The 21,001-nt window shown below is 69.9% G+C and carries 21 protein-coding genes; 15 read left to right on the top strand and 6 right to left on the bottom strand.

Translation table 11 applies throughout. The annotated features are described in order from the left end of the window. The first annotated feature begins 136 nt into the window (after nucleotides 1-136). The 4 genes from AB0C38_RS01185 to AB0C38_RS01170 are packed head-to-tail and all read left to right on the top strand — an operon-like array spanning nucleotide 137 to nucleotide 2,763. Nucleotides 137-508 carry a hypothetical protein gene (locus AB0C38_RS01185; RefSeq protein ID WP_360664586.1) on the top strand — a complete coding sequence of 124 codons (372 nt, stop codon included), beginning with the start codon at nucleotides 137-139 and terminating at the stop codon, nucleotides 506-508. Further along, nucleotides 505-1,419, top strand: coding sequence for a hypothetical protein (locus AB0C38_RS01180; protein ID WP_360664583.1), 915 nt, complete (start codon nucleotides 505-507; stop codon nucleotides 1,417-1,419). The genes AB0C38_RS01185 and AB0C38_RS01180 overlap by 4 nt, the downstream gene beginning before the upstream one ends. A 13-nt stretch (nucleotides 1,420-1,432) precedes the next feature. After that, entirely contained in the window at nucleotides 1,433-1,921 is a 489-nt protein-coding gene (locus AB0C38_RS01175; RefSeq protein ID WP_360664580.1) for a hypothetical protein, read from the top strand. After that, a complete protein-coding gene (locus tag AB0C38_RS01170; RefSeq protein WP_360664577.1) occupies nucleotides 1,918-2,763 on the top strand; it encodes a hypothetical protein in 846 nt (281 codons plus the stop codon). The genes AB0C38_RS01175 and AB0C38_RS01170 overlap by 4 nt, the downstream gene beginning before the upstream one ends. 4 nt (nucleotides 2,764-2,767) lie before the next feature. On the opposite strand, the gene AB0C38_RS01165 is transcribed toward AB0C38_RS01170, so the two are convergent. Then, the gene (locus AB0C38_RS01165) at nucleotides 2,768-4,060 is read right to left on the bottom strand and encodes an aspartate aminotransferase family protein (RefSeq protein WP_360664574.1); all 1,293 of its coding nucleotides are present in this window, start codon (nucleotides 4,058-4,060) and stop codon (nucleotides 2,768-2,770) included. Between the two features lie 121 nt (nucleotides 4,061-4,181). Here AB0C38_RS01165 and serS point away from each other — a divergent pair, with 121 nt between their 5' ends. After that, nucleotides 4,182-5,444 (top strand): serine--tRNA ligase, encoded by a 1,263-nt coding sequence (gene serS / locus AB0C38_RS01160; protein WP_360664571.1) that lies wholly within the window; start codon nucleotides 4,182-4,184, stop codon nucleotides 5,442-5,444. Nucleotides 5,445-5,515: 71 nt separating this feature from the next. Then, nucleotides 5,516-6,517, top strand: a complete 1,002-nt coding sequence (locus tag AB0C38_RS01155; protein WP_360664568.1) for a DUF3558 family protein — start codon at nucleotides 5,516-5,518, stop codon at nucleotides 6,515-6,517. Here AB0C38_RS01155 and lhgO read toward each other — a convergent pair. Beyond that, a complete protein-coding gene (gene lhgO / locus AB0C38_RS01150; protein WP_360664565.1) occupies nucleotides 6,514-7,701 on the bottom strand; it encodes an L-2-hydroxyglutarate oxidase in 1,188 nt (395 codons plus the stop codon). The genes AB0C38_RS01155 and lhgO overlap by 4 nt on opposite strands. A gap of 95 nt (nucleotides 7,702-7,796) precedes the next feature. Here lhgO and AB0C38_RS01145 point away from each other — a divergent pair, with 95 nt between their 5' ends. Then, nucleotides 7,797-8,390, top strand: coding sequence for a TetR/AcrR family transcriptional regulator (locus tag AB0C38_RS01145; protein ID WP_360664563.1), 594 nt, complete (start codon nucleotides 7,797-7,799; stop codon nucleotides 8,388-8,390). After that, complete coding sequence (locus tag AB0C38_RS01140; RefSeq protein ID WP_360664560.1) at nucleotides 8,387-8,872, top strand: nuclear transport factor 2 family protein; 486 nt, start codon at nucleotides 8,387-8,389, stop codon at nucleotides 8,870-8,872. The genes AB0C38_RS01145 and AB0C38_RS01140 overlap by 4 nt, the downstream gene beginning before the upstream one ends. A 59-nt stretch (nucleotides 8,873-8,931) precedes the next feature. Here the strand turns inward: AB0C38_RS01140 and AB0C38_RS01135 are convergent, their stop codons facing one another. After that, a complete protein-coding gene (locus AB0C38_RS01135) occupies nucleotides 8,932-12,021 on the bottom strand; it encodes a BTAD domain-containing putative transcriptional regulator (protein ID WP_360664557.1) in 3,090 nt (1,029 codons plus the stop codon). 128 nt (nucleotides 12,022-12,149) lie between these two features. Between AB0C38_RS01135 and AB0C38_RS01130 the strand changes: the two genes are divergently transcribed. Genes AB0C38_RS01130 through AB0C38_RS01110 form a run of 5 tightly spaced genes read left to right on the top strand, consistent with a single transcriptional unit; the run spans nucleotide 12,150 to nucleotide 16,715 of the window. Further along, nucleotides 12,150-13,283 carry a DegT/DnrJ/EryC1/StrS family aminotransferase gene (locus AB0C38_RS01130; protein ID WP_360664554.1) on the top strand — a complete coding sequence of 378 codons (1,134 nt, stop codon included), beginning with the start codon at nucleotides 12,150-12,152 and terminating at the stop codon, nucleotides 13,281-13,283. A gap of 23 nt (nucleotides 13,284-13,306) precedes the next feature. Next, a complete protein-coding gene (locus AB0C38_RS01125; protein WP_360664551.1) occupies nucleotides 13,307-14,236 on the top strand; it encodes an NAD-dependent epimerase/dehydratase family protein in 930 nt (309 codons plus the stop codon). Nucleotides 14,237-14,268: 32 nt separating this feature from the next. Then, nucleotides 14,269-15,465: a glycosyltransferase family 4 protein gene (locus tag AB0C38_RS01120; RefSeq protein WP_360664548.1), complete on the top strand. Its 1,197-nt coding sequence runs from the start codon at nucleotides 14,269-14,271 to the stop codon at nucleotides 15,463-15,465. Beyond that, on the top strand, nucleotides 15,452-16,081 hold the full coding sequence (locus AB0C38_RS01115) for an acyltransferase (protein WP_360664546.1): 630 nt from the start codon (nucleotides 15,452-15,454) through the stop codon (nucleotides 16,079-16,081). The genes AB0C38_RS01120 and AB0C38_RS01115 overlap by 14 nt, the downstream gene beginning before the upstream one ends. A gap of 25 nt (nucleotides 16,082-16,106) precedes the next feature. Further along, nucleotides 16,107-16,715, top strand: a complete 609-nt coding sequence (locus AB0C38_RS01110) for a Uma2 family endonuclease (RefSeq protein ID WP_360664543.1) — start codon at nucleotides 16,107-16,109, stop codon at nucleotides 16,713-16,715. 192 nt (nucleotides 16,716-16,907) lie between these two features. On the opposite strand, the gene AB0C38_RS01105 is transcribed toward AB0C38_RS01110, so the two are convergent. Beyond that, on the bottom strand, nucleotides 16,908-17,513 hold the full coding sequence (locus AB0C38_RS01105; RefSeq protein ID WP_360664540.1) for a hypothetical protein: 606 nt from the start codon (nucleotides 17,511-17,513) through the stop codon (nucleotides 16,908-16,910). A 119-nt stretch (nucleotides 17,514-17,632) separates the two neighbouring features. Between AB0C38_RS01105 and AB0C38_RS01100 the strand changes: the two genes are divergently transcribed. Together AB0C38_RS01100 and AB0C38_RS01095 are read left to right on the top strand one after the other, a co-directional pair. Then, entirely contained in the window at nucleotides 17,633-18,145 is a 513-nt protein-coding gene (locus AB0C38_RS01100) for a SigE family RNA polymerase sigma factor (RefSeq protein WP_360664537.1), read from the top strand. Then, nucleotides 18,142-18,858 (top strand): hypothetical protein, encoded by a 717-nt coding sequence (locus AB0C38_RS01095; RefSeq protein ID WP_360664535.1) that lies wholly within the window; start codon nucleotides 18,142-18,144, stop codon nucleotides 18,856-18,858. Before AB0C38_RS01100 ends, AB0C38_RS01095 begins: the two co-directional genes overlap by 4 nt. A gap of 20 nt (nucleotides 18,859-18,878) precedes the next feature. On the opposite strand, the gene AB0C38_RS01090 is transcribed toward AB0C38_RS01095, so the two are convergent. Continuing rightward, nucleotides 18,879-19,835 (bottom strand): Gfo/Idh/MocA family oxidoreductase, encoded by a 957-nt coding sequence (locus AB0C38_RS01090; RefSeq protein WP_360664532.1) that lies wholly within the window; start codon nucleotides 19,833-19,835, stop codon nucleotides 18,879-18,881. Beyond that, on the bottom strand, nucleotides 19,832-20,938 hold the full coding sequence (locus AB0C38_RS01085; RefSeq protein WP_360664529.1) for a DegT/DnrJ/EryC1/StrS family aminotransferase: 1,107 nt from the start codon (nucleotides 20,936-20,938) through the stop codon (nucleotides 19,832-19,834). Before AB0C38_RS01085 ends, AB0C38_RS01090 begins: the two co-directional genes overlap by 4 nt. Nucleotides 20,939-21,001: the final 63 nt, after the last annotated feature.

Raw genomic sequence — 21,001 nt, 5'->3', positions numbered from 1 at the left:
CAGCCCACGATTTCCACGCCGACGAGGGGCGCCGACAGAATCGGCGCCCCTCGTTCGTCTGTCCGTGCGAAGTCGGTATCTCATGGTGATCGATCGGCTACAGTCGGGTCGGCGAACCGGGGACCGAGGGGGAAACATGGTTCATCAAGGTAAAGAGTTCGGCGTCGACCTGTACGAACTGGAAAAAGTCGCGAAGGTGGATTTCCCGACCATCTCAGCGGATTACGGCGACGCGATCGGCAGTTGCGATCGCGCCCGTGGCGACCTGGCCCAGGCGATGCGACGCCCGGAGCAGTTCGGGGGCGACGCGCTCGGGCCGGTGTACCAGGCCTATCTCGACCTGCACGACACCGTATTGGGGTTCATCCGGGATACCAAGACCAACCTGGACGACACGGCGACGGTATTGGACAAGGCGGCGCGGCATTACGCGTCGACCGATCAAGCGGCACGCGATGAGCTTTATCGCCGTGCGCAGAACGACCCGGAACTGGGCGGGAAGCTGTGAGCTTCGACCAGCTCATGGAGCACGCCAGGGACATCACGGACAAGGCCGTCGACCTGACGGCGAAGGAGATCGCCCAGAAGAAGGCGACACAGTCCGGGGCGAACCCCGACCGCAACGCCATCCGGCAGTCCTACGCCTTCATCGAAGGGATGTTCGAGCCGTTCTCCAGGTTGCCCGACCCGGTGCGGTATGACCCACTGATCGCCGATGTGAACGCGGCCATGGCGAAGCTGAACACCGGTTCCGTTCGCACGACCGAACTCAGCAACGATGTGAGCTTGACGAACCCTCACCTCGACAAGATGACGACAGATGGTGGTTATCTGCAGGGCTGGACCGGCGATGCCGCAATGGCGTTCAAGGCCAACTTCGTAGACACCTTCAAGTCGATCGCCGGAAACCAGTTCACGGTGCTGTCCATCCTCAAGGGCGTCCTGCAGGCGCACCGGGCAATGTGGCTGAAGGCGCGCGATGACATCGACAAGATCGCGGAAAACACCAAGAACGCGCTCGACAATGCCGGTGGTTGTGGCAAGAACCAGTGGAGTTTCGACTTCTCGGTGCTCTCCGCGGTCGGTGCGGTCGGCGGAGTGGTCGTCGCGGTCGCGACCGGGGGTGTCGTTCCTCTCGCCGCCATCGGGGCGCTCGCGTCGGTGGGCAGCGCGGGTGTGGCCGGCCTCACGGCGGCCGGGGATTCGGCCGAGAAGATCGTCAACTCGATGAAGCAGGCGATCGACGAGCTCACGAGGCATGTTCAGGAGGTCGAGACGCAGCAGATCGCTGAAAAGGTGCGTGCGTTGACCGAAGCTGTGCAGGGGAACAAGGACAAGCTCGTCTCCGCTCGCCCGAACCTGGCCGGCATGAACGACCGCGATCTCGTCGGCGACAGCGGTATGGGGAAGTCGGACTGAGGGGAGGGGCGTTGTGACGGACTTGGCCGAAAGGCTGGACGGCATCCGCGTGCGAGTGCAGGCTCCTGGTGCGGATATCGAAGCGGAGCTGCGCCGGCGCACCGGGATCACGCTGTCGTTCGGGGAAAGTGTCTACGAGTTCATCAATGAATCCGCACTCGAACGAGTGTTGGTCGCTCTGGCGCGTTTGCTGTGGGCCGGTTGGCAGCGCCAATACCGCGCTGCGATCGAAGAGACCGACCTCCACATCGACGCCGATGACCTGCGGGATGCGAACTTCTTCGCCGACCGCGCCAAGGTCGAAGCCGTCGGCACGTCGAGCGACGAGCGGATCACGATAACCGCGGTCGGCATGGCGGACTTCTCCGTTCGGATCGCGGCGGGAACGACCCGGGACATACCTGAAGACCGGTTCGCCGCGAACGCCGCCGAAGCGGCCATGAAGGTGATCCAGAACTTTCAGGCCCAGGTGGATGAGCTCAAGAAGCGGTACTACGAATGACGAAACGTAAGCTCGTCCTGGCGGCGATCGCCGTGGTGGTGGTCGCTGCCGGTGGAGTCACGGCGGTGGTGCTGGCGACGCGCGGCGAGCCGTCGGCGGAGCCGTGTGACATCCCTGGCTCGGTTCGGGAGCAGGCGACCTCGGCGAAGACCGCGCCGGGGGGAGGCGGGGTCGAAGTCGAGGACAAGGGGGTCTCCTCCTCGGGTCTGGCGAGCATGGGCGCCGTCCTGCGCAACACCAGCGACCGGATCGCCTACCGGACCAAAGTGTCACTCGACGTGATCGTCTCCGTCGACGGGCTGCCCCCAGGGCCCGTTCAGGGACCCCTGATGACCATGGAGATCCCGGTGATGCTGCCCGGGCAGCGAATGGGCGTGGGCCGGCCGCTCATCACCGTCAATGCGACGAACAAGGTGCTCTCGGCGGACGTCGACGTGCAGACGACCACCTGGCTGCCCACCGGCGCCCTCGGCGGGTTGAGCCCGGTGACCGACACCTACGAGTCCACCAGCCGGGTCAAAGCCTCGCTGCCGGCCGATGTCGTCCGGTACACCGAACGCTCAGCCAACTGCCGGGCACTGGCCGGCCGCCGGACCGCGGTCGTGTTCCGGGACGCGGGCGGGAAGATCGTCGGCGGTGGTCTGCTCCCACCCGACGGCCAGGGCAATCCGGCCGGCAGCCCGCAGCAACGCCCGGCGAGCCCATCGTGCTCGCCGGGCGAACGCAGTACCTGGGTCGTGCCGTTGCAGGACATCCCGCCCGACGCGGAGGACAGCCGCACCGAGCTGTACTCCTACTGCGACCTGAACCTGCCGCGGCCGGACGTCAACGACGTGGACTGAGACCTCAGGACAAAGCCGCGTGGGTTGCCGCCAGAGAGTCGACCAGGATGTCCAGCCCCTCCTGGGCCTCATCAGCCGTCAGCGTCATCGGCGGGCCCAGGCGCAGCACGTTCCCGTGCAACCCGCCCTTGCCGACCAGCAGCCCGCGCTTCTTCGTCTCCTCCAGCATCCGAGCCGCCGCGGCGACAAATGGCACCGTCGTTCCCGGCTTGATCAGCTCGACCCCGATCATCAGCCCCTTGCCGCGCACCTCGGCCACCAGCGGGGACGAAGCGGCGCGCAGCCCGTCGAGCAGCTGACGGCCGCGGGCCGCGCAGTTCGCCTGCAGGTCGTGGTCCTTGATGTAGTCCAGCACCGCCGTCGCGCCGGCCATCGAGACCGGGTTGCCGCCGAACGTCGAGAACGACTGGGCCTGGAAACAGTCCAGCACGTCCCCGCGGGCCACCACCCCGCCGACCGCCAGGCCGTTCCCCAGGCCCTTCGCGAACGTCATCATGTCCGGCGTCACGCCGTGCGCGTCGATGCCCCAGAAGTGCTCACCGGTGCGTCCCCAGCCCGTCTGGACTTCGTCGGAGATGAACAGGACGCCATAGGAGTCGAGCACCTCCTTCATCGCCCGGAACAGCCCGTCCGGCGGGAGGCTGAACCCGCCGACGCCCTGGATCGGCTCGGCGATGAGGCACGCGACGTCGCCTGCCGTCGCCGTGTCCAGCACGTCCACCAAGTCCGCGACACAAGCGTCGATGTACGCCGCATCCGACAGGTCCCGGAACGGGCTTCGATAGCGATAACCGCCGTGGACGTAGTTGACCTTGACCGGGCTCAGCGCCGACGCCGACCAGCCGCGGTTGCCGGTGATCGCGACCGTCCCGAAGGACCGGCCGTGGTAGGAGTTCCGCATCGCCAGCACCTGGTTGCTGCGCCGGAACTGCGTCGCGAGCATCAACGCCGTGTCGTTGGCCTCGCTGCCGGAGTTGGTGAAGAACACCTTCGCGTCCGGGATGCCCGACAGCGAAGCGATCCGCTCGGCCAGCTCGACCTGCGAGCGGATCAGGTACAGCGTCGAGGTGTGCAGGATGCCCGTGTCGAGCTGCTTGCGGACCGCGTCGCCGATCTCGGCGACGTCGTAGCCCATCGAGTTGGTCAGCACGCCGGCGAAGAAGTCGAGGTAGGTGCGGCCCTGCGAGTCCGTCATCCGCCGGTCGTGCGCGTGCACGATCTCGATCGGCTCCTCGTAGAGCAACGACATCCACGACGGCATGACTGCGCGGTGCCGGGCCAGCAGCTCGTCGGTCATCGGGCGCCTCCTCTGGGGGTTTCCCTGGAGTATGAGGACGCCGTGAACAGCGCTTCAACGATCAGACTGTCGGGATAACCCAGTAGGGACGCACAGTCTGTACGGACTACCCTCTGTCTTCGTGATTGACCCCAGGACTCTGCGCGATGACCCGGAAGCCGTGCGCGCGTCGCAGCGCGCCCGAGGCGAGGACGAAGGAGTGGTCGACAAGCTGCTCTCCCTCGACTCCCGGCGCCGCTCTTCGATCGCGGCCGCGGACAAGCTGCGCAACGAGCAGAAGATCCTGGGCAAGCAGATCCCGAAGGCGCCGCCGGAGGAGAAGCAGCAGCTGCTGGCCACGGCCAAGGAGCTCTCCGCGCAGGTCAAGGCCGCCGAAGCGGAGCAGAACACGTCGTCGGAGGAGTTCGACCAGCTCTTCCGCACCGTGGCCAACCTGGTGCACCCGGACGCGCCGGTCGGCGGCGAAGACGACTTCACCGTGCTCAAGCACGTCGGCGAGCCCACCAAGTTCGACTTCACCCCGCGCGACCACCTCGACCTGCTCGAAGCGCTCGGCGGCGTCGACATGGAGCGCGGCGCCAAGGTGTCCGGCTCGCGGTTCTACTTCCTCACCGGTGTCGGCGCGCAGCTGCAGCTCGGCCTGCTCAACATGGCCATCGCGCAGGCGCTCGAGAACGGCTTCACGCCGATGATCACGCCGTCGCTGGTCCGGCCGGAGATCATGGCCGGCACCGGCTTCCTCGGCCAGCACTCGAGCGAGATCTACCACCTCGAGGACGACGACCTGTACCTCGTCGGCACGTCGGAGGTGCCGCTCGCCGGCTTCCACGCCGACGAGATCCTCGACCTGAACGACGGCCCGAACCGCTACGCGGGCTGGTCGTCCTGCTACCGGCGCGAGGCCGGCTCGTACGGCAAGGACACCCGCGGCATCATCCGCGTCCACCAGTTCGACAAGGTGGAGATGTTCGTCTACACCAAGCCGGAGGACGCCGAGGCCGAGCACGAGCGGCTGCTCGGCTGGGAAGAGCAGATGCTCGCCAAGATCGAGGTGCCCTACCGGGTCATCGACACCGCGACCGGCGACCTCGGCACGTCCGCGCACCGCAAGTTCGACTGCGAGGCGTGGATCCCGACGCAGGACACCTACCGCGAGCTGACCTCGACGTCCAACTGCACGACGTTCCAGGCCCGCCGGCTGTCGGTCCGCTACCGCGGCGAGAACGGCAAGCCGCTGATCGCCGCGACGCTCAACGGCACCCTGGCCACCACCCGGTGGATCGTCGCGATCATCGAGAACCACCAGCAGGAGGACGGCTCGGTGCGCGTGCCCGAGGCGCTGCGCCCGTTCGTCGGCGGCAAGGAAGTCCTCACGCCCCGCTGATTTGCGGTTATGCCGGGTGCGCACCCGTTCGGCCCAGTAAGGTCCGGGCCGAACGGGAGAGGACTCTTCGCATGCGCATGAAGTGGCAGGTCGCGGTGGCTTTGGCGGCCCTGACCGTGGTGTCCGGCTGCACGGTGGCCGTCGGTGGGTCGGCGTCGCCAGTGCCGGGTCAGGGCCCGATCGTCAAGGACATCGACGCCTGCACGCTGCTCGACGAGTCCCAGCTCGACGCGCTCGGCTACGAGGCCAAGGGCCGCTCGGTCAAGGAGAACAAGGACCGGAACCAGACGGCGATGTGCCTGTGGAACACGAAGGACGACCTCGAGCCGTCGGCCATCCTCAACGTCGGCTACACGACGGACATCGACTTCAACGAGTACATCGCCGGCGCCGTCCCGAAGGGCGAGCCGCAGCAGATCGCCGGCTTCAGCTGGACGCAGTACCCGTCGATCCTGTCCGACGACTGCGTGCTCTACGCCCTCCTCGGGGACAAGTCCTTCGCGTACGTCAGCGTGTCGGAGCCGCCCCTCGAGAAGTCGTGCGAGCTGGCGAAAGCCGCGGTTCCGCAGGTCGCGGCCCACCTGCCCGGCGGTCAGGACGCGCCGTCGATCACCCCGACGGCGCCGCCCAAGACGGAGCCGGGCGGGCCGCTGCTGTCGGCCGACCCGTGCGCGACGCTGAAGCCGGACCAGGTGGCGCAGCTGAAGAACGTCTCGCCCACCGGCGAGAAGGACAGCTCATCGGCGGTGCCCAACGCGATGTACTGCCTCTGGGACGACACCGACGGCGACGAGGGCCAGAAGGCGTTCGAAGTCTGGTTCGGTCCCAGCACGCCGGTCGGGGACTGGCCGGGCACGAAGGGCGTGACCCCGACCGAGACCGTCGACGTCGGCGGAAAGAAGTGGGGCGTCTTCCCGAACATGGGCGGCCTCCGCGCGACCTGCGGCGCGACCCTGCCGATCACCGACACGTCGTCGGTGCAGGTGGTCAGCGGGTTCATCGGCGACGACACCAAGACGTGCGACCTCGTCAAGCAGGGCCTGCCGCTGGTGACGGCGAACCTGCCCGGTTAAGCCTCGGAAACCTGGTCGGCGATGTGGCGCGCGATCTCCAGCGCGCTCGTCGCGGCCGGCGACGGCGCGTTCAGGACGTGCACCTGGTTGCGCGCGGTCTCGATGAGGAAGTCGTCGACGAGTGAGCCGTCACGGCGCATCGCCTGCGCGCGGACGCCGGAGCCGTGGCGGACGATGTCGTCCTCGGTGACGGCCGGGACGAGCCGGGCGAGGCTCGCGGCGAACCGCTTCTTCGAGAACGAGCGCCGGACCTCGTCGAGGCCGGTCGGGAACGCGTACTTCTTCGCGAGCCGCCAGACGCCGGGGAAGGCCGCCACCTCGGCGACGTCCTTGGCGGAGAAGTCGCTCCAGCGGTAACCCTCGCGGCGCAGCGCGAGCACGGCGTTCGGGCCGGCGTGCACACTGCCGTCGAGCATCCGTGTGAGGTGCACGCCGAGGAACGGCAGCGTCGGGTCCGGCACCGGGTAGATCAGGCCCTTGACCAGGCCGCGGCGTTCGGGCTTGAGCTCGTAGTACTCACCGCGGAACGGCACGATCTTCGCCGACGGCGTCAGCCCGGCCAGGCGCGCGACGCGGTCGGAGTGCAGGCCGGCGCAGTTGACGAGCCCGTCCGCGACGATGACGTCGGACCCGGTCGCCACCTCGACCCCGCCGTTCGCCCCGGCGCGGATGGCCATCGCGGGGCTGTCGAGCCGCAGGTCGACGCCGGCTTCGTCGAGCAGCCGGACGAGTGCCTGGCAGACGCCGGGGAAGTCGATGATCCCGGTGGACTCGACCCGCAGCGCGGCGACGCAGGCGACTTCGGGCTCGTACTCGCGGGCTTCGGCGGGGGAGATCTTCTTCGCCGGGACGCCGTTGGCTTCGGCTCGCTCGGCGAGGGTGTTCAGCGCCGGGATCTCTTTTTCGTCGGTGGCGACGACGAGCTTCCCGCAGACCTCGACGGGCACGCCGTACTGCCGCGCGAAGTCCACGATGGACCGGTTGCCGGCGACGGACATGCGCGCCTTGAAGGACCCGGGCTTGTAGTAGAGCCCGGCGTGGACGACGTTCGAGTTGTGCCCGGTCTGGTGCGCCGCCCAGCGCGGCTCCTTCTCCAGCACCGTGACGTCCAGCCCGCGCCTGGTCAGCTCCCAGGCCACGGCCAGACCGACGATCCCGCCCCCGACGACCACCACGTTGCGCACGATCGACCAGGCTACGCGAGTGCACTTCAGCCGCTGTTCCCTGGCGTTACCTAACACTTGTCAGGTACAGTACCTAACCAATGTCAGGTAAGCGGTTGACGCGGGAAGCTCGGCGCGAGCGGATCCTCGCCGCGGCCGGCTCGGTGTTCGCATCGGCGGGCTACGACGCGGCCGGGATGCGCGAGGTGGCCGCGGCCGCCGGGATCAGCACGCCGGTGCTCTACGACCACTTCCCGGCGAAGGCGGAGCTGTACGCGGCGCTCCTGGAGTCCGAAGTGGACGACCTCCTGGCCGGCTGGGGCTCGCCCCCGCCGTCGGACGACCCGGAAGTGCTGCTGCGCGGCCGCGTCTCGGCGATCTTCGCGTGGATCGAGAACCACGAGCGTGGCTGGCGGATGATCTTCGCGGAGACGCCGTCGGACCCGGCGGTCGCGTCGGTGCACCGGCGCGGTCAGGAACGGGCGACGGCCAACCTGGCGGCGTTGTTCCACGGCGTGCCGCTGGACCTCACGGCCCGCATCCCGCGCCCGCTGGCGGACGAGGTGCTGGCGGAGGCGTGCAAGAGCGCGCTGAACGCGGTGGCGACGTGGTGGTGGCGGCACCGCGAAGTTCCGCGCGACGAGGTCGTCGCGCTGACGGTGGACCTGTTGTGGCGCGGCCTGGCCACGCTGACCGAGGGGGAACGATGAGCACCGAGACCTACCGCCGCGCGGCCGAAGCGGGGGACGTCGACCTGGCGATGACGGCGTTCGCGCCGGACGCGGTCCTGCATTCGCCGCTCACCTCGCGGGTGCGGTTCACCGGGCACGCGCAGCTGCGGCCGCTGATCGAGGTGGCGTACGCGCACCTGTCGGAGATCCGCTTCCACACCGACGTCGGGGACGAGCGGACGCGAGTGGTGGTCTACACCGCCCGGATCGGCGGTGAGCCGATCGAAGAGGCGACGCTGGTGCGGCTGAACTCCGACGGGCTGATCGAGGAGGCGACGCTGTTCGTGCGGACGCTGCCGGGCCTGGTGGCGCTGATGGACCGCTTCGGTCCGGACCTCGCCCGGAAGAACGGGCGGCCGGGGGTGGCGCGGGCGCTGGGCGTGCTGGTGAAGCCGCTGCTGGCGATGGTCCGCTCGGGCGACCGGCACGCGGTCCCGCTGGTGGCGCCCCGGACGTCCTGAACGACTCTTTCAGGTCGCCGGACGTCATGAACGACTCTTTCATGACGTCCGGGGGAAGGTCAGTCCGCCAGCCCGGCCGTGGTCAGCGCCTTCTGCGCGTTCATCCCCAAGCCCACCCCGTAAGCCCGCTCGAACCCGTCGGCCCCCAGCGACTCGACGCCCCGGGCGCGCACCGAGGAGACGTCCGGGTCGCCGGCGATCGACGTCCCCCGCACCCCGGCCGCCGCGCCGAGCAGGGTGGCCGCCTGCTCGGGCTGGGCCACGCCGGCCAAGCCCTCCAGGGCGAACGCCACGACGTCGCCCGCGTGCCACTGCCGTCCGGTCAGCAGGGCCGAGCGGTGCAGCTGGGCCGCCTCGGCCGGCCGCCCCTCGGCCAGCGCCAGCCAGCCCAGCGAGATGAGCGCCGTCGCGCGGACCGTCTCCGCCGCGAACGAGCCGCCCGGGCACTCCGCCAGCGCGCGCTCGCACAGGGCGCTGGCCGCGGCCAGGTCGCCTTCGTACCGGGCCAGGTTCGCCAGCCCGATGTAGGCCGCCGCGCGGGACTCCGGCATCCCCGTGCGGCGGGCCGTCGCCGCGGCCAGTTCGTAGTCCGCTCGCGCGCCCGCGCGGTCACCCGACAGCAGGCGGGTCCACGCGCGGCGGCAGATGAGGTCCGCGGCGTCGTCGGTCGCGCCGATCTCGTGGATCAGGCTCAGTGCCTCGTCCATCAGCGGCACCGCGGCGGCGTGCTCGCCGCGCCAGGTCAGCAGCTGGGACAGATGGTCCAGTGCCATCGACAGGCCCCACCGCTCGCCCAGCGCGCGGAACTGCGCCGCGCCCTCGCGAAGCCCTTCCTCGGCCTCGGTCAGGTGCCCGGTCATCATCGCCCGCAGGCCCATGCCCGTCGGCAGCAGCGCCCAGCCCCAGGCGTCCCCGGCCGCCAGCAGGCCCTCGCCGCGGCCGGCCAGCTCTTCATCGTCGCCGGGCGGGCCCACGACGACGCCGAGCAGCATCACCAGCATCGGGTTCCGGGGCGCCCAGTCGCCGTCCACCGCGTAGCGCCGCACGAGCGGCAGGTACTGCTCCAGCGACTCGTGCGGCGACCCGGACATCGCCCCGAGCACGCACACCAGGAACTCCTCGACGTACTCCTCGCGCGCCTCCGGAGGGCATCGCGAGACGACCGCGAGCGACAACCCGGCGCCCTCGAACCGGCGGCCGCGCATCCACCAGTACATCGCCAGCAGCGGCACGAGCCGCAGCGCCAGCACGACGTCGTGGTCGGTCGCCCAGCGCAGGGCGGCCAGGAGGTTGTCGTACTCGGCGTCGATCCGGTCCAGCCACGCCAGCTGGGCCGCGGTCCGCAGCATCGGGTCGGCTTCCTCGGCGAACCGCAGGAAGTACTCGGCGTGCGCGCGGTGGAACGTCTCGGTCTCGCCCGCTTCGGCGAGCTTCTCCGCGCCGAACGCGCGGATCGTCTCCAGCATCCGGAACCGCCCGCCGACGGCCTCGACCAGCGACTTGTCGGCCAGTTCGAGCAGCAGGCCGTCGTCGGCGCCGCAGACTTCCGACGCGGCGGCGAGCGTCGCGCCGCCGGGGAACACCGTCAAGCGCCGCGCCAGTTCGCGTTCGTCGTCGCCGAGGAGGTCCCAGCTCCATTCGACGACGCCGCGCAGCGAGCGGTGCCGTTCTTCGGCCGTCCGGCTGCCGCGGGCGAGCAGCCGGAACCGGTCGTCGAGCCGGGCCGCGATCTCCCCGAGGTCGAGGCTCCGGACGCGCGCGGCGGCGAGCTCCAGCGCCAGCGGCAGGCCGTCGAGGGCCGCGCAGACGTGCTGGACGTCGCCGATCGTCGCCTCGCCGACGGCGAACGCGGGGTCGCTCGCGGCCGCGCGGTCGGCGAACAGCCGGATCGCCGGGTACGCCAGCGCCTCGGCGGCGGGCGTCCCCGGCGGCGGGACGGCCAGCCGCGGCACCGGCGCCAGCTGCTCGCCGGTGATGCCGAGCGGCTCGCGGCTGGTGGCCAGCACCCGCAGCCCCGGGCACGCGCCGAGCAGCCGCGCGGTCAGCCGGGCCGCGACGTCGACGACGTGCTCGCAGTTGTCGAGCACGAGCAGGGTCGAGCGGTCGCGCAACGCCGAGATCAGCCGGTCGGCCGGGTCCTGCGGGCCGCCGCGCGAGCTCTCGCGCAGGCCGAGCGCGGCCAGCACCGCACCGGGGACGCCGGCGCCGCTGTGCGGGGCGAGCTCGACGAACGCGACCGGCCCGGCCTCGGCCGCCGCGGTTTCGATCGCCAGCCGCGTCTTGCCGGTGCCCCCCGGCCCGGTCAGCGTCACGAGCCGGCTGCGTCCCAGCAGCTCGGCCACCTCCCGCAGCTCGCCGGCCCGGCCGACGAAGGTGGTCAGCTGCGCGGGCAACGCGGCGATCGCCGGCTTCTGGGTTCCGCCACGCAGCACGGCGAGGTGGGCTTCGGCGAGGTCGGGACCAGGGTCGGCACCCAGCTCGTCGGCCAGCGTGCGGCGGGCGTCTTCGAACGCGGCCAGCGCGTCGGCCGAGCGGCCCGCGGCGGCGAGCGCGCGCACGAGCTGGGCGCGCGGCCGTTCCCGCAGCGGCTGGGCGGCGACGGTCTCCCGCAGCTCGGCCAGCACGTCTTCGGCCTGCCCGAGGGCCAGCCGGGCCTCGACGTGGTCGTCCGCCGCGTCGGCCCGCAGCTCCTCGAGCCGGGCGGCCTGGGCCGCGGCGAACGGCGCGTCGGTCAGGTCGGTGAACGCCGCCCCGCGCCACAACGCCATCGCTTCGCCCAAAGTGGACGCCGCTCGTGCGTGCTCGCCGTTCTTCAGCAGCGTCCGGCCTTCGCGGGCAAGCCTTTCGAAGGCCAGAACGTCCACTTCGTCCGGTTCGACGACCAAGCGATACCCGGCCGCGGTGAACTCGACCGGCGCCAGCTCCTTCAACGCCGTCCGCAGCCGGGAGACCTGCGACTGGAGGGCGTTCGCCGCGCCGTCCGGCGGGTTTTCGCCGTACATGCCGTCGATCAGCCGCTCGGCCGGGACGAACCGCCCGGCCTCCAAGGCGAGCAGCGCGAGCAGTGTCCGCGACCGCGGGCCGCCCACCGCCACCTGCTCACCGTCCGGGCGCCACGCGGCGACCGCCCCCAGTACGCCGAATCGCATGGGGTTCAGCCTAAGACGTCGCCCGACCTGCGGAAGTCGTCACTCGAAAGTGGTCTTCGGCGTGGGCCTGTGAATCACCTGAGCGACCGTATATACACTTCGCCGGGTCCCCACGCAATGGGAGAGGTATGTCGACCGACAGCATTGTCCTAGGTCAACCGACCGTGGGCGAAGAGGAGCTAGCCGCCGTCGCCGAGGTCTTCAGATCCGGCTGGCTGGCCGGCGCCGGACCGGCGTGCCGCCGCTTCGAGGAACGGTTCGCGCAGGTGACGGGCACCGCGCACGCGTTGACGACCGCGAACTGCGGCTCGGCGCTCTTCCTGGGGCTCAAGGTCCTCGGTGTGCGGCCCGGCGATGAGGTGATCGTCGGTGACTACACGTTCCCGGCCACCGGCCACGCCGTCGTGCAGGCCGGCGCGATCCCGGTGTTCGCCGACATCCGCCCGGACGTCTTCAGTGCCGATCCGGCCCACGTCGAGTCCCTGATCACCCCGAAGACCGTCGGCATCCTCGTCGTCGACGTCGCCGGCCAGCCCGGTGACTTCGACGAGTACCGCGCGATCGCCGACAAGCACGGCCTCTGGCTCTTCGAGGACGCCGCCTGCGCCGCGGGCGCGACGTACCGGACGCGCCCGGCCGGCAGCCTCGCCGACCTCGCCGCGTTCTCCTTCCACGGCCGCAAGGGCATCACCGCGGGCGAAGGCGGCGCGCTGGTCTCCGACCGCGAGGACCTCATCGCGCACGCCCGCAAGCTGCACACCTACGGCATCGAGCCGGCGATCAGCCGTGAAGGCTCCGGTGCGCTGCCGATCCCGGAGTTCCACGAGCTCGGTTACAACTTCCGCATGTCGGACATCCAGGCCGCGATCATGAACGTCCAGCTCGACCGGCTCCCGGATCTCCTCGCCGCCCGCCGCTCGGTCGCGAAGCGCTACCACGAGGCCTTCGAGGACGTCGGCGCGCTGACCGTCCCGGTGGAACTGTCCGATCGGGAGCACCCGTGGCAGGCCTACCTGCTCACGGTGGCGCTCGAGATCAGCCGAGACACCCTCGCCCTGCGCATCCGCGAGCGGGGCGTCCAGTGCAACTTCGGCACGTACGCCTCCCACCTGCAACCGATCTACGGCGCTCAGACCCCGCTGCCCGTGTCGGCCGACGCGTTCGCGCGTCAACTCGCCATCCCCATGCACGCCAACCTCACCGACGCCGAAGTGACGCGCGTCGGCGAGGTGGTGCGCGAAGCCGTGCAGTCCCTGTCTTGACCCCGCCGACCGAGGAGAAATTGGTGTCCGACAAGAAGGTGCTCTTCACCGGGGCGGGTGGGTTCATCGCCGCGCACGTGATCCCGCTGCTCATCGAGGGCGGCTACACCGTGCGGATCTTCGACAACATGACCCGCGGCGACCGCGCCCGCGTCAACGAGTTCGTGGCCACCGGCAAGGTCGAGCTCGTCGAGAAGGACGTCCGCTACGGCGGCGCGGTGCGCGAGGCCATGCGCGGCTGCACGCACGTCATCCACTTCGCCACGGTCTCGATCAACAAGTCGATCGCCGACCCGCACGAGTCGTTCGACATCAACATGACCGGCAACCACAACGTGTTCGCCGCGGCCGCCGACGAAGGCGTCGAGCGCCTGGTGTTCGCGTCGACGGCGTCGGTCTACGGCGAGCCGAAGCGGCTGCCGATGCACGAGGACGACGAGCTCAAGCCGCTCACGCCGTACTGCATCTCGAAGCGCGCCGGCGAGGACATGCTCGGCTTCTACGAGCGCCAGAAGGGCCTGTCCTGGAACGCCCTGCGGTTCTTCAACGTGTACGGGCCCGGCCAGAAGATCGAGGCGTACTACACCTCGGTGATCAACCACTTCATCCAGCGCCTGCGGGCCGGCCAGCCGCCGATCATCGACGGCCGCGGCGACCAGTCGATGGACTTCGTGCACGTCACCGACCTGGCGCGGGCCGTCGTCGCGGCGCTGGAGTCCGAGCAGGCGAACCTGCCGATCAACATCGGCACCGGCATCGACACGTCGATCGCCGCGCTGGCCAAGATCCTGATCGAGGCCGTCGGCGTCGACGTCGAGCCGCTGTTCAACGAGCGTGACGTACTGGTCTCGCGGCGCGCCGCCGACATCACCCGCGCCCGCGAGGTGCTCGGCTGGGAGCCGCGGATCACTGTCGAAGAAGGCATGCGGCAGCTGGTCGAGGACTCCGAGTGAGTGCCACCGCGGGCCCTGCCCGAGGACGTGCGATGCGGATCGCGGTGGTCAACAACTTCTTCCCGCCCCGGGTGGGCGGGAGCGCGCACATGTCGGCATCGCTGGCGGCGCAGTTCGTCGAGTCCGGGCACGAGGTCCTGGCGATCACGGCCGCGTACGCCGACGCCCCGGCCGAGGAGGAGCGCGACGGCTACCGCGTCGTGCGCCTCCCGGCGGTGAAGATGCCGCAGGTCGGCCTGTCGATCGACTTCGACATGAGCTTCGCGTCGCTGCGGCCGGGCAACTGGCGGCGGTTGTGGAAGCTGCTGAACGAGTTCAAGCCGGACGCGATCCACCTGCACGGCCAGTTCTTCGACCTGTCGTGGCTGGCCGGGATCTACGCGCGGCGGCGGAACATCCCGGTGCTGCTCACCATCCACACCCTGCTGATCAGCGACAACAAGCTGTACGGCGGCGTGTTCCGGATGCTCGACGCGGTCCTCGTGAAGCCGATCCTGCGCTACATCCGGCCGAAGTACGTCATCCTGGACAAGCTGGGCGTCGACTACTGCGTCGACCGCTACGGCACCAGCGACGCGAACTCGGAGTACTTCCCGATCGCGGTCGACACCGGCCACTTCGCGAAGCCGGTGACGAAGGACGTCCGCGCGGAGCACGAAATCGGTGACGCGCCGCTGATCGTCTCGCTCGGGCACGTCATCCCGCTGCGCAACCGCTTGCCGCTGATCGAAGCCCTGCCGTCCATTTTGGACAAGCACCCCGGGGTCCGGGTGGTCGTCGTCGGCCGCGTCTACCACGACGCGTTCCTGAAGCGCGCCGCGGAACTGGGCGTTTCGGATGCGCTCGTGGTCACCGGCGCGGTGCCGAAGGCGGACGTCCCGGCGTACTTCGCGGCGGCGGACATCGTGACGCACGACCTCAACGGCGGCTGCGGCACGGCGTCGCTGGAGGCGATGCTGTCCGGCACGGCGACGATCGCGTCGGTCACCGAGGACAACTACCCCGGCATCGAGCTGCGCAACGGCGAGAACGTGCTGCTGGTCCGCCCGGACGACGCGGAAGCCGTGGCGCGCACGGTGATCGACCTGCTCGACGACCCGGATCGCCGCGCGCTCATCGCCCAGCGCGAGAGCGAGATGGTCCGGTCGAACTTCGGGCTCGACGTCGTCGCCGAGGAACACCTTCGTACGTTCGAGAAACTGGTGTCGGAAGCGGATGTTCTTCGATGACGAGCGCAGCCACCGGCTGCGCCCGCAGATCCTGACCGAGCTCGTCTCGCAGTACATGAACGACGCCGAGCGGGCGCAGTTCTACGGTCTGCCCGAGACGTGCCGCGTGCGCGAGCGCGTGAAGATCATCAGCCCCGAGAACCTCAAGATGGGCGACCACTGCTGGGTCGGCGAAGGCGCGGCGCTCGACGCGAGCGGCGGCCTGGAGATCGGCGAGCACACCAGCATCGGGCTGAACACGCTGATCTTCACGCACTCGAGCTGGCTCGCGAACATGACGCTGCAGAACCATTCGGGCAGCGACCTGATCGAGCGCAAGCCGGTGAAGATCGGCAAGGGCTGCTTCATCGGCGGCCTGGTGGTGATCATGGCGGGCGTGACGATCGGCGACTTCGCGACGGTGCAGCCGAACTCGGTGGTGGCGAAGGACGTCCCGCCCCGGACCCTGGTCGCGGGCAACCCGGCGCGGGTGTTCCAGCGCTACGACGAGGAGTACATCCAGTCCGAAGTGGACCGGGTCCGCGGGGAGAATGCGCGACGCCGCGAGATCGCGGAGTCACACGGGCAGAACACTTCGGGCTGGGGAGCCCCATCGGGCGACTACTCGGAGCAGTAGCTTTGTGGCAGCCTGACGTGCGAAGATGACGTCCAGTTACTGCGGCGAGGAGAAGGCGATGAGTGTCATGGAGTGGCCTCACCACCTCTTGTCCCTTGAAGACTGGATCGACCTGCCGGAAACCCCGGAGTACCAGGTCGAAGTGGTCGAAGGGGTTCTCGTCGTGGCGCCGCGTCCGATGCCGTTCCACCAGTCCGCCCTTACGCGGCTGAGCTACTTGATCAACGAGCAGCTCCCGGACAGATACTGGGCGCTGAGCGAGGTCGAGATGGTCGTCGCGGAGGCGCCGCTGACCGTCCGCGTGCCCGATGTGATCGTGGGCCCGACCGCCGTGGTGGAGACCAATCCGGCGCGGCTGCAGGCCGCGGATGCGCGGCTGGTCGTCGAGGTGTTGTCCGAGGGCACCAGGCGGACCGACCAGGTCACGAAATTCTCCGAGTATGCCGAGGCTGGGATCGAGTACTACTGGATCGTCGATCTCGCTCGTCCGGCCAGCGTGATCGCTTACCGCTTGGTCGAGGAGGACTACGAGAGTCTCGGCGAGCAGTCCGGCGTCGCCGAACTCGACTTCGACGGCGACGTGCTGACCATCGACCTGGATGCGCTCACCACCCGGCGCGCCCAGCGTCCTTAGAGCCCGTCCGCTTGCTCACGAAGTGGATGACGGCGGCGCCGACGTCATCGCCGGCACCGCCGTCGTGGAACCGCCCCAACACGCTGTGACGCAGGTCAGCAGGCGTGCGGCGGCGAAGATTTCCTCGTTGAAGCGCCCGCAAGACAATCTAGTGCTCCGTAACCGAGCGCAGGATTGCGGTTACGCAACGTTTCAGCCGTGGCCCACGCCCGTCTTGCCCGACGGGAGCTGCTTACCCGCCGCGTCGAAGGCCTCGAGGTGTTCCGGGTCCGCCGTTCCCGGGTCGAACCAGAACACGACCACGTTCGGGTCCGCGCTCCAGCGGGCCTGGTGCGCGACGCCCGTCGAGCCCGTGATCTTCGCGGCCGGGCCGACGTAGTAGCCGAAGCCCGGCACGTCGTGGCCGTCCGCGTTCAGGCCGCCGTTCACCGCGTGGAAGCCCGGCGCCTTGTCGGAGCCCGACGTCTCGTTCACGATGACCAGGTCCTTCAGGCCTGACGCGTCGCGCGTGCCCGCCATGATGCCGAACGTCGTCTCCGGGAGCCGGGGTTCCTGCACCTTGACGCCGTAGAAGACCAGGTCGCCCAGGCCCGACGGGATCACGTCGCCCAGCACCTCGTGCTCGGGCGCGGTGACGCGGGTCGGCGGCGGCGAAACCGGTGCGGCGGCGAGAGCCACCGGCGCGGCAGGTGCCACCGGCGCCGCAGGGGCGGCGTTCGCGCTGGTCAGCACGCCGGACACGGCGAGCGCGCCGCACGCGGCGACGACGGTGCCGGCGATGACGAGGCGTTTCCTCATGCGTTCCTCCCTCGGAGACAAGATCGTCCGGGGGGAACGACGGGCGTAGGCTCGAAAAGGTTGAGAGCAACCTTTCCGCGGCCCGGCCGTCGCTGGGAGAAGACGGAACGAGGTGACCGATGGCGCGCGGCGACGACGAGTTCGCGGACTTCGTCCGTGCCTCCTCGGCCCGCCTCACGCACGCCGCCTACCTGCTCACCGGCGACCGCCACCAGGCGGAAGACGCCGCGCAGACCGCCTTCACCCGCACGTACGCGGCCTGGTCGCGGGTCCGGCACAAGGACGCCTACGGCTACGCCCGCACCGTCCTGATGAACCACGTCATCGACGGCTGGCGGCGCCCGATCCGCGAGTACGCCACCGAGGCGATGCCCGACCAGCAGGACCGGCTCGACGTCGACAAGGCCGTCACCCAGCGCGCGTGGCTCACCGCCGTGCTGCGGACGCTGACCGCCCGCGAACGCGCCGTTGTCGTGCTGCGGCACTTCTTCGACCTGCCCGAAGCCGACGTGGCCCGTGAACTCGGCGTCTCGCTGGGTACCGTGAAGAGCACGAACTCGCGGGCGCTGGCGAAGCTGCGCGTCGAGGCCGACACCGACGAGGACACGCTGATCGGAGGGAGCGGACGATGAACGACCTCGACGATTTCCGCGCCGCCCTCCGCCGGTCACCGAGCGAGCCCTTCGCCGAGCCGGACCTGGCCCGGATCATGGCCGACGGCACGCGCATCCGGCGTCGCCGCCGCGTGCTGACGACCACCGCAGGTATCACCGCCGCGGCCGTCGTCGTGCTGGTGGTCGTGTTCGCGGTCCAGCTGCGGCAGCCCGCGCCCGCGCCGGTCGCGCAGCCGCCCGCACCGCCGACGTCGGCCGCACCGGCGTCGACGACCGGCCCGCCTGAGAAACCGCCGCTCGGCGACGTCGTCGGCACCGGGATCCGCACGAGCGCCGGCGAGATCGTGTTGTTCGCCCGGGCCGTCGACGAACCGTCGCTGCTGCCGGAGATCCACTTCGGCCTGGTCGCCGGGTTCCGCTCGGGCACCTCGCTGCAGGCCGCGCTGGCCACGAACGAGGTCCGCGGCTCGGACCGGTCGTTCGGCTTCCACGCCACCGACGGCGGCGAGCTCATCAGCGACCAGCTCATCCCGGTCTTCGGCTACTTCGCCGGCCCGGTGGCGCGGATCACCACGACCGTCCACGGCAAGACCGTCGACGCCAGCCTGACCAAGTGGACCGAGGACCCGAGCGTGGTCTTCTTCTGGTTCGACCCCGTCGAGGTGCCGGACTCGGGGTCGCTGACCCCGCTGGTCGCCTACGACGAGAACGGCAAGCGCCTCACCAAGTAGCCGCCCGCGGTGCCGGTGAGCTAGGCCGCCGCCTGAGTCAGGACCTGCTCGACGACGTGGTGCGACGGCAGGATCAGGTCGCGTTCGGTGTCGGCGTCGACCTTGCCCTCCAGCAGGTCGCAGAACCGGTCCAGCTGAGACGCGAGCGGCTCGCGCGCCGTGATCAGCTCGGGGATCTCGATCACCGTCTGCTGCCGGTAGCCGAGGCCGTCCGGCGTGACGGAGTCGTGCGAGATGTGCCGGTAGATCGTGACGTCGCGGCGCAGCAGGTCGATCTCGATGAGGCGGTCCAGCTCGGACACGACCAGCGACCGGACCTTCTTCTGGCCCAAGCGGGACGCCGAAACCGTGGCCAGGCCGGTCGGGAACGACAGTACCGTCTCGATGGTGTCCTCGGCGCCGTCGACCGACTGCGGGTGGAAGTACCCCGCGCCGGACGTCACCCGCGCCGGCGTCGCACCGCCGAAGAACTGGATCGCCAGGTCGACGTCGTGCACCAGCAGGTCCCACGCGACGCCGGTCTTGATCCGCGGCGCGTACGGGCCGTGGCGGCGGGCCATCAGGTGGATCGGCTCCTGCACCAGCGCCCGCGCGGTCATGACGGCGGGGTTGTAGCGCTCGAGCAGCCCGCACATCAGCGCGACGCCCTGCTTCTTCGACAGGGCAACGATTTCCTGCGACTTCTCGTAGCTGTTGCAGACCGGCTTTTCGACCAGCATCGGCTTGCCCTGGCCCAGGATTTCCTGCGCGAGGTCGTAGTGCACTTCGGTGGCCGAGGCCAGCACGACGGCGTCCACATCGGACAGTGAGCCGAGCTCGGGCGTCCACTTCGTCTCGTACCGCTCGGCGACCGCCTTGCCGGCTTCTTCGCGCGGGTCGATCACGCGGACGAGGTCCACGCGCTCGTTACCGGCGAGCACGCGGGCGTGCAGCGATCCCATGTTCCCGGTGCCGACAAGAGCGATCCGATGCGTCATGCGCCCAGTACCTCACGAACGGTTTCGATGATGGTGTCCAGTTGGGACTCGGTCAGGTGCGGGTGCACCGGCAGGGACAGCGCCTGGTTGGCGACCGCCTGCGCCACCGGGAAGTCCTCGACGCGCGCGCCCGGGGTCAGGTCGTGACCCGCGTAGCAGTCGTAGTCGAAGACGATCTTCGGGTAGTAGATGCCGTTGCCGATGCCGCGCTCGGTGAGCGCCGCGGCCAGCTCGTCGCGCGAGAGGAACGCGTGCGGCCCGACCAGCACGGTGTACTGGTGCCACACGTGCTCGCGGCCCGGCAGCACCTGCGGGATGTCCAGGCCGGGCGTGCCGGCGAGGCCCTCCGACAGCCGCTTCGCGTTCGCCTGGCGGGCCGCGGTCAGCTGGTCGAGCTTCGCCAGCTGCGGGATGCCCACGGCCGCGTGCAGGTCGGTCATCCGGTAGTTGTGCCCGGCGACCTCGTACTGGTAGCGGGCGCGCATGCCCTGGTTGCGCAGCACGCGCAGCTTGTCGGCCAGCGCGTCGTCGTCCGTCGTGATGACGCCGCCCTCGGCGGTGGTGATGTTCTTCGTCGCGTACAGCGAGAAGCAGCCGATGCCGAACGAGCCGGCCTGCTTGCCCTCGAACGACGCGCCGACGGCCTGCGCGGAGTCCTCGATGACCTGGAGGCCGTGCTCGGCGGCCAGCGGGGCGAGCTTGCCCATGTCCGCGGTCTGGCCGTAGAGGTGCACCGGCATCAGCACCTTCGTGCGGTCGGTCACGACCTTGGCGACGGCGTCGGGGTCGATCGCGAAGTCGTCGCGCCGGATGTCGGCGAACCGGACGGTCGCGCCGGCTTCGAGGATCGCGTTCAGGGTGGCGACGAAGGTGAACGGCGAGGTGATGACCTCGTCGCCCGGCTTCAGGTCGAGCACCTGGAGCGACGCGACGAGCGCGGTCGTCCCGTTGTTGACCGCGATCGCGTGCTTCGTCCCGGAGACGGCCGCGAAGGCGTCTTCGAAGCGCTTGACCATCGGTCCCTGTGCGATGGCGCCGGAGCGCAGCACCTCGACGACGAGGTCCTCCGCGTCGCGGACGTCGACCACAGTGATGGGGATCATGGGCAGTCTCTCTCGGCAGGCGATTTCGGCGCGTCCGGTACAGTGAGCCGCCGGTTCTGCGCC

The sequence above is a fragment of the Amycolatopsis sp. NPDC048633 genome (genome assembly GCF_040650695.1).
In the GTDB taxonomy this organism is placed as follows: Bacteria; Actinomycetota; Actinomycetes; order Mycobacteriales; family Pseudonocardiaceae; genus Amycolatopsis.
This window is presented reverse-complemented; position numbering and strand designations above follow the sequence as displayed.

What these genes read in the sequence shown, in the direction of transcription:
- AB0C38_RS01085 (WP_360664529.1), bottom strand. Translation starts at nt 20,938, where the DNA reads ATGATCCCCATCACTGTGGTCGACGTCCGCGACGCGGAGGACCTCGTC.
- AB0C38_RS01115 (WP_360664546.1), top strand. Translation starts at nt 15,452, where the DNA reads ATGTTCTTCGATGACGAGCGCAGCCACCGGCTGCGCCCGCAGATCCTG.
- AB0C38_RS01095 (WP_360664535.1), top strand. Translation starts at nt 18,142, where the DNA reads ATGAACGACCTCGACGATTTCCGCGCCGCCCTCCGCCGGTCACCGAGC.
- AB0C38_RS01135 (WP_360664557.1), bottom strand. Translation starts at nt 12,021, where the DNA reads ATGCGATTCGGCGTACTGGGGGCGGTCGCCGCGTGGCGCCCGGACGGT.
- AB0C38_RS01185 (WP_360664586.1), top strand. Translation starts at nt 137, where the DNA reads ATGGTTCATCAAGGTAAAGAGTTCGGCGTCGACCTGTACGAACTGGAA.
- AB0C38_RS01105 (WP_360664540.1), bottom strand. Translation starts at nt 17,513, where the DNA reads ATGAGGAAACGCCTCGTCATCGCCGGCACCGTCGTCGCCGCGTGCGGC.
- AB0C38_RS01140 (WP_360664560.1), top strand. Translation starts at nt 8,387, where the DNA reads ATGAGCACCGAGACCTACCGCCGCGCGGCCGAAGCGGGGGACGTCGAC.
- AB0C38_RS01130 (WP_360664554.1), top strand. Translation starts at nt 12,150, where the DNA reads ATGTCGACCGACAGCATTGTCCTAGGTCAACCGACCGTGGGCGAAGAG.
- AB0C38_RS01165 (WP_360664574.1), bottom strand. Translation starts at nt 4,060, where the DNA reads ATGACCGACGAGCTGCTGGCCCGGCACCGCGCAGTCATGCCGTCGTGG.
- AB0C38_RS01120 (WP_360664548.1), top strand. Translation starts at nt 14,269, where the DNA reads ATGCGGATCGCGGTGGTCAACAACTTCTTCCCGCCCCGGGTGGGCGGG.
- AB0C38_RS01090 (WP_360664532.1), bottom strand. Translation starts at nt 19,835, where the DNA reads ATGACGCATCGGATCGCTCTTGTCGGCACCGGGAACATGGGATCGCTG.
- AB0C38_RS01170 (WP_360664577.1), top strand. Translation starts at nt 1,918, where the DNA reads ATGACGAAACGTAAGCTCGTCCTGGCGGCGATCGCCGTGGTGGTGGTC.
- AB0C38_RS01155 (WP_360664568.1), top strand. Translation starts at nt 5,516, where the DNA reads ATGCGCATGAAGTGGCAGGTCGCGGTGGCTTTGGCGGCCCTGACCGTG.
- AB0C38_RS01110 (WP_360664543.1), top strand. Translation starts at nt 16,107, where the DNA reads ATGACGTCCAGTTACTGCGGCGAGGAGAAGGCGATGAGTGTCATGGAG.
- AB0C38_RS01100 (WP_360664537.1), top strand. Translation starts at nt 17,633, where the DNA reads ATGGCGCGCGGCGACGACGAGTTCGCGGACTTCGTCCGTGCCTCCTCG.